Origin of the sequence: Saccharothrix sp. CCNWYY140, assembly GCF_037401995.1 — a bacterium.
GTDB lineage: Bacteria > Actinomycetota > Actinomycetes > Mycobacteriales > Pseudonocardiaceae > Actinosynnema.
Genome location: NZ_JBBEGC010000219.1, coordinates 1 through 6,799, shown reverse-complemented (window position 1 = coordinate 6,799; position 6,799 = coordinate 1). Strand labels below are relative to the sequence as shown.

The 6,799-nt window shown below is 70.6% G+C and carries 4 protein-coding genes; 3 read left to right on the top strand and 1 reads right to left on the bottom strand.

Translation table 11 applies throughout. The features are described from left to right. Positions 1 to 277 precede the first annotated feature (277 nt). Positions 278 to 3,283, top strand: coding sequence for a glycoside hydrolase family 2 TIM barrel-domain containing protein (locus tag WBN91_RS38570; protein ID WP_337727372.1), 3,006 nt, complete (start codon positions 278 to 280; stop codon positions 3,281 to 3,283). Here WBN91_RS38570 and WBN91_RS38565 read toward each other — a convergent pair. Beyond that, complete coding sequence (locus WBN91_RS38565) at positions 3,280 to 4,206, bottom strand: hypothetical protein (protein WP_337727371.1); 927 nt, start codon at positions 4,204 to 4,206, stop codon at positions 3,280 to 3,282. The genes WBN91_RS38570 and WBN91_RS38565 overlap by 4 nt on opposite strands. Positions 4,207 to 4,334: 128 nt before the next feature. Between WBN91_RS38565 and WBN91_RS38560 the strand changes: the two genes are divergently transcribed. Both WBN91_RS38560 and WBN91_RS38555 read left to right on the top strand, forming a co-directional pair. Further along, positions 4,335 to 5,411, top strand: coding sequence for a hypothetical protein (locus tag WBN91_RS38560; protein ID WP_337727370.1), 1,077 nt, complete (start codon positions 4,335 to 4,337; stop codon positions 5,409 to 5,411). Positions 5,412 to 5,464: 53 nt separating this feature from the next. Further along, positions 5,465 to 6,712, top strand: a complete 1,248-nt coding sequence (locus WBN91_RS38555; protein WP_337727369.1) for an O-antigen ligase family protein — start codon at positions 5,465 to 5,467, stop codon at positions 6,710 to 6,712. Positions 6,713 to 6,799 lie beyond the last annotated feature (87 nt).

Sequence of the window (6,799 nt, the reverse complement as noted above, 5' to 3'; positions counted from 1 at the left end):
CGGGCAGGCCATACGGGGATGACGGAAGAAGCCCAAGTCGGGAGGTCTGCTGCGCGAGCCCTTCGAAAAGCGCGCGCGAGGGCTGCGCGGGGGTGAAGAGCGTGTGCTGCGCCTCTGCTGTCCCGAGTTGCGCATTACTCGTCCAGGCCCGAAGGGCTTGCCACCACCGCGCCGGCCTCACTAGCCTGGGCGATCGTCGAAGCGCTTCGACACTTGCGGCGGCGAGGCGCTTCGACACCGCCACGTGCACCGGGTCGAGCCACGGGGGGAACGTCGGATGCCCGCACGCCACTTCGAGGTCTTCTCACCCGGTCACGGCAGGGTCGCGCCGCGCGCCGCGGTGGACTCCGACGCCCCTCGGCTGGACCTGAACGGGGAGTGGGCGTTCCGGTTCTCGCCGACCGTGCTCGACGAGTCTGACGGCTTCGAGCTGCCCGACTTCGACGACACCGGGTGGGATCGGCTCCCGGTTCCCTCTCACTGGCAGCTGCACGGCCACGGCGCACCGGTGTACGTGAACATCTCCTACCCGATCCCGGTCGACCCGCCGTTCGTCCCCGACGAGAACCAGACCGGTGACTACCGGCGGGTCTTCGACCTCCCGGAGTCCTGGGCCGGCACACCCGCAGTGGTGCGCTTCGACGGTGTGGACTCCTGCGCTCGGGTCTTCCTCAACGGCGTCGAGCTGGGGGTGACCTTCGGCAGCCGACTGGCGGCGGAGTTCGACGTCTCGGCGGTGCTGCGGCCTGGGCGCAACGTCCTCGCGGTCCGGGTGCACCAGTACTCCTCGGGCACCTACCTCGAAGACCAGGACACCTGGCGCCTGTCCGGGATCTTCCGGGACGTCACCCTGCTCGCGCGCCCGGCGGGCGGCATTCGCGACCTGTTCGTCCACGCCGACTTCGACGCGGCCACCGGCGGCGGGCGGTTGCGGGTCGACGTGGATGCTCCCGCCCGGATCACCATCCCGGAGTTGGGCGTGACCGACGCGCCGGCGGATCGTGAATTCACCTTCGACTCCGTGCGGCCGTGGAGCGCCGAGGATCCCTTCCTCTACGACGCCGTGCTGGCCACCGCGAGCGAACGGGTTCGGGTGCGGCTCGGGTTCCGGACGGTCGTGATCGACGGGTCTGGTGTGCTCACGGTCAACGGTCGCCGCGTGGTGCTGCGGGGCGTCAACCGGCACGAGTTCGACCCCGACCACGGGCGGGCGGTCACGGTGGAGACCATGCGCCGGGACATCGAGCTGATGAAGCTGCACAACATCAACGCCGTGCGCACCTCGCACTACCCGCCACATCCCCGGTTCCTCGACCTGTGCGACGAACTGGGTCTCTGGGTGATGCTCGAATGCGACCTGGAAACGCACGGCTTCGAGTACAGCGGCCCCGAACCCTGGTCGAACAACCCCTCCAGCGACCCGCGTTGGCGCTCGGCGTACCTCGACCGCGTCGAGCGGACCGTGGAGCGGGACAAGAACCACCCCAGCGTCATCTCCTGGTCGCTGGGCAACGAGGCGGGCGACGGGGAGAACCTGGAGGCGATGGCCGCGTGGGTGCGCGAACGCGACCCGTCCCGGCCGATCCACTACGAAGGCGACCGGATGGCCCGGTACGTGGACATCCACGCGGTCATGTACCGCACGCCGGCCGACGTCGCCCGGATCGGTCGCGGCGAACTGCGGCCGGGCGAGAACTTCTACCCCCTCACCGAGGGCGAGGGCGACCCGGCGGACGAACCGCGCAACCGCATGCCGTTCCTGCTCACCGAGTTCGCCCACGCGATGGGCAACGGCCCCGGCGGCCTGGCCGAGTACATGGCGCTGTGCGAGCGGTACCCGCGGGTGCAGGGCGGGTTCGTGTGGGAGTGGATGGACCAGGGTCTGCGCACCACCGATGCCGACGGGCGCGAGTTCTTCGGCTACGGCGGCGACTTCGGCGAGGACCTGCACGACGGGAACTTCATCTGCGACGGGCTGGTGTTCCCCGACCGCACGCCCTCCCCCGGCCTGCTGGAGTACGCGAAGGTCAACGAGCCCGTGCGGATCGAGGCCACCGGCGACGGCATCGGGATCCACAACCGGTACGACTTCCTCGACCTGTCCCACCTGCGGTTCACCTGGTCGCTCGCCCGCGACGGCGTCCAGGTCGCCCACGGTGTCCTGCCGACGCCGGCGCTCGGCCCCGGCGAGCGGACCGAAGTGCCCCTCCCCACGACCGCCGTGCTGGGCGAGGGCGAACAGTGGCTGACCGTCGAGGCGGAGTCGGCGAAGGCCACCGCGTGGGCGCCCGAAGGACACGTGGTCGCCTGGGGACAGATCCCCCTGCCCTCCACCCTCCCGGTCCCGCCGAGCAGCACGCCGAGGCCGGCGGAACCCGTCGACGAGCACATCGTCCTCGGCCCGGCGCGCTTCGACCGGCGCACGGGGACGCTCCTCAGCCTCGACGGGCAGCACCTGCACGGTCCCGAACTGGCGTTGTGGCGCGCACCGACCGACAACGACCTCGCGTGGACCCAAGGCGACGCCCGGTACTGGGAGGCCCGCGGCCTGCACCGGCTGCGCCACCGAACCGTGTCGGTCACCCCGGACCACGAAGGCCTGACCGTCGTCGTGCGCAGCGCCTCCGCCGCGGTGACGTGCGGTTACCTCACCACCTACCGCTGGGAGGCCGACGGGGACCGACTCCGCCTGCGCGTCCACACCGAGCCGGTCGGCCACTGGCCGCCACGGGAGGACCGCTTCACCGAGCGGATGGTCGACACCGACCTGCCGGCCGAGCAGCACGCGGAACTCCTCCGCCGGGACAAGGCTCCCTCCCTGGCCCGCATCGGCCTGCGGTGGACGGTGCCCGCGCAGTGGTCCGAGGTCCAGTGGCTGGGTGCCGGACCCGGCGAGGCCTACCCCGACTCCCGGCAGGCGGTGCGCCTGGGCCGATTCCAGGCCACGGTCGACCAGTTGCAGACCCCGTACGTGCGACCGCAGGAGAACGGCAACCGGCTGGACGTGCGCTGGGCCGAGGTGACCGACGCGGAGGGCTCCGGTGTCCGCATCGAGGGCGATCCCGTGTTCAACCTGGCCGCTCGACGGTGGAGCGACCAGCACCTGGCCGCGGCACGCCACCAGACCGACCTGACCCCGGAGTCGAGGATCCACCTGCACACCGACCACGCCGTGCAGGGCGTCGGCTCCGGCGCGGTGGGTCCGGGGGTGCTGCCCGAACACCGGCTCGAAGTCCGGCCCGCGGAGTTCGCCTTCGTCCTGACCGCGCTGTCGGCGGGCTAGATCGGGGACGGTGAAGTGGCGTCCTTGACGACCAGGGTCGCCGGGCTGGAGCCGTCCGCGGGCACGGTGTGGATCGCGGCCAACTTGGCGTCCTTGGGGACGGCCGCGAACGCCAAGCGGTCCTCGGACAGCCAGGTCGCCTGGTCGTCCACGCCCGCCGTGCCCGGGAGACGGCGTTCCTCGCCGGTCTTGAGGTCCAACACCGCGAGGTCCCACGGGCCGAGGCGGCCGATCCGCTTCTTGTAGGCCACCTTCGTGCCGTCCGGGGACAGCGACGGGCACTCGGCGTCACGACGCAGCGACGTCACGCGACGGTCCACGAGGTCGCCCTTCACCAGCCACGTGAAGCCGCCGGACGCCAGGGTGGCGTAGAAGGTCCGGTCGTCCGCGCCGACCGTCAGGCCCCAGTAGTTGGCGTCCTGCGCGGTGAGGGGCGTGCCCTCCACTTCCGCCTGGAAGCCCTCCAGGGACTCGACCACCTCGCCGCTCCTGAGGTCGAAGTAGCCGGTGCGGGTGGAGAACCCGCCGGGCACGAGGTACGAGTCACCGGTCACGAACGAGGTCCACGACACGACCTGGCCCGACGCCGACACCTTCGCCCGGCTCGGCACGCCCGGCAGCGGCACCGTGCGCACCACGGACCCGCCCCGGGAGACCTCGGCCGCGTAGGTGGGACCGGGACCGGCCAGGCGCAGGCACACCGTGGTCCCGCCCGCCCGGTACACGCGCTGACAGGTCATGTCCGTGCCACCGCGCGCGTCCGGCGACGCCAGCGCCACCTGCTCGACCCGGCTGCGGCCGTCGGCCAACTCCACGAACATCAGGTCGGCGTCCGCCGAGGCCGCCGGCACGACCGGCCGGTCGGCGACGACCCTGGTCACGTACACCACGCCGGCCGCGACGACCAGTACGATGGCGACCACGGCGAACACCACGCGCCGCGAGCCCAAACTCCATCACCACCTGTAACGACCGGGCCGGAGTCGGCCGATTTCCACAGTAACAAGCCCCTGCGGGTACGCACTCGGGGTGAACGCGGATCGGGGAGCGGATGGATTTCTGGGGCGCCGTGCGAACGCTGCGGAGGCGGTGGTACATCGCCGTGCCGTCGGCGGTCGTCGCGGTCGCGGTGGCGGGGGCCATCTTCATCTCCATCCCCACCCGCTACCAGTCCACGGGCGTGATGGTGCTGACCACCCCGGCGGCCGGCGGCACGTTCTCGCAGAAGGTCACCCCCGAGGAAGCGGTGAAGATCAACCCGCTGCTGGCCTTCGACGGCAGCCTCGCCACGACCTCGCAGATCCTGTCCCAGATCCTGGCCGACCCGAAGACCCGCGAGAAGCTCGGCATCGTCAAGGGCTCCCCGCTGAACTACACGGCGGTCGGCGGCGGCCAGAACGGCCCGTTCCTGTTCGTCACGGCGGACAGCGACACCCCCGAGGCGGCCGAGAAGATGGTCACCACGGTCCTGGAGTTCGCCACCAAAGAGCTAGAGGACCAGCAGCGCAAGCTGAAGGCGCCGGAGTCCACGTTCATCACCTCGCAGGTGATCGTCAACCCGACCGAGGCCCAGGCCCAGATCGGCGGCAAGGTCCGCTACGCGGGCGCGGCCTTCGTCCTGCTGATGCTCCTGACAACAGCGGCGACCTTCGGCTCGGACAGCATCCTCAACCACCTGCGCCGCCGCCGCGAAGCCGCCGCGAAGGCCGAGGCCGGCGACCCGCCCCCCGCCGACGAGGACACCCCCAAGCCCGCAGCCCCCACCGCAGCCGGCCAGCCCACCACCGCCCAGCCGCCCACCCCGCAGCCCCCCGCCCCGCAGCCTCCCTCTGCGGCCACTCCTGGCCAGCCTTCTCCCGCCACACCGGCCAACGGCCAGCCCCGGCCAGTGGTAGCCGGTCAGCCCCAGCCCGCGGTGCCCCCCGGCCAGCCGGTGCCCAACGGCGTCCAACGACGCCCACCCGGCCCGCCCGTGCACCGCCCCACGGCCAGCGAGCAGACGGTCAAGGTGCAGGCCCCCGTGACCCCGCTGCCCCCCAAGGCGCAGCCCACGGCCAGCGAGAAGACGGTGAAGATCGCCGTGCCGCCGCCCAAACCGGCATGGCCGACCAACGACGACGGCTCTTGACCACGCAGGACACGCACGTCCGACGGCGTGCGGACGGGGCCACGCTCGTCTGCGTGTACCTCCTCGCCCTGCTGATCATCCCGGCCAGGCTGGTGCTGTCGTTCGTGCCGATGACCCTGCCGCCGGCACTGGTCGTGGCCCTGCTGCTCGGGGTGCTGTGGCTGTCCGCGCAGATGGTCGACACCCTGGGCATGGGCAAGGGCCGCAACATCGTCCGGTTCGCCATCGGCCTCTACCTGGCAGCACACCTGGCGACCTACGCCGTGGCCACGCGACGCTGGCTGCCGACTGACGAGCTGACCGTCGCCGACTCCAGCATCGTGCGCATCACGGCCACCATCGCCCTGGCGGTGTTCATCTGCGACGCCGTACGCACCCGCGAACGCCTGGACAGGGTGCTCAAGCTCATCCTGGCGTGCGCGGCGGTGATCGCGTTCGTAGGGCTCGTGCAATTCGGCCTTGGCGTCGACCTGGCGAGTTACGTGAGCATCCCCGGCCTGCGAGCACAGGAAAACGGCTACGCGGTCATGGAGTCCCGCTCGATCTTCCGCCGCCCCACCGGAACCACCAACCATCCCATCGAATATGGCCTGATCTGCGCGATGGCCGTCCCGCTGGGCGCGCACTACGTCTTCCGCGCCCGGGAGGAAGGCACTCCGTACATCCGCTGGCTTGCGTGCCTGGCCCTGTGCGGCCTGGGCGCAATGACCGCTTTGTCTCGCACGGCGATCCTGGGCATGACGGTCGCCGGCATCATCATGGTCATCACCTTGCCGAAACGACAGCGCATCACCGCCGCGCTTGTCGGTGGCGGCTTCTTCCTCGGCGCGGCGGTAGCGGTACCAGGGCTGTTCGGCACGCTACGCGGCATGTTCTCCAACATCGAAGACGACCCCAGCGTGAAGGCCCGAACTGCTGACTACGCGGCAGCTTCCGAACAGATCGACCTGAATCCGTGGCTGGGCAGGGGTTTTGGCACGTTCTTGCCGACGAAGTACACGATTCTGGACAACCAGTTCTTGCTGACCTTGATCGAGAACGGGTACCTGGGCATGTTTGCCCTGATTGGCATGTTCCTGGCGGCGGCGTATGCGGTGGTGCGAGTGCGCTTGATCAGCAAGGATGAGAAGTTGCGGGGGTTGGCGGCTTGCGCTTTGTCGGCAGTGTTGGCGGGCGGCATCGCGTCGATCACTTTCGACCTGCTCGGGTTCGGCGTAGCCACGGGTCTGGTCTTCGCGTACATCGGCCTGTCCGGCGCAATGCTCCGCATAGCCCGCGAGGAAACAACACCCACCACCTAGCTGCCCGCGAGCTTTTCGGCGCGCGCAGCGCGGTCTTCGCGCGCGGAGCGCGCGGTAGGTGTTACCTACAAGTGGAGGGCCTCGGTT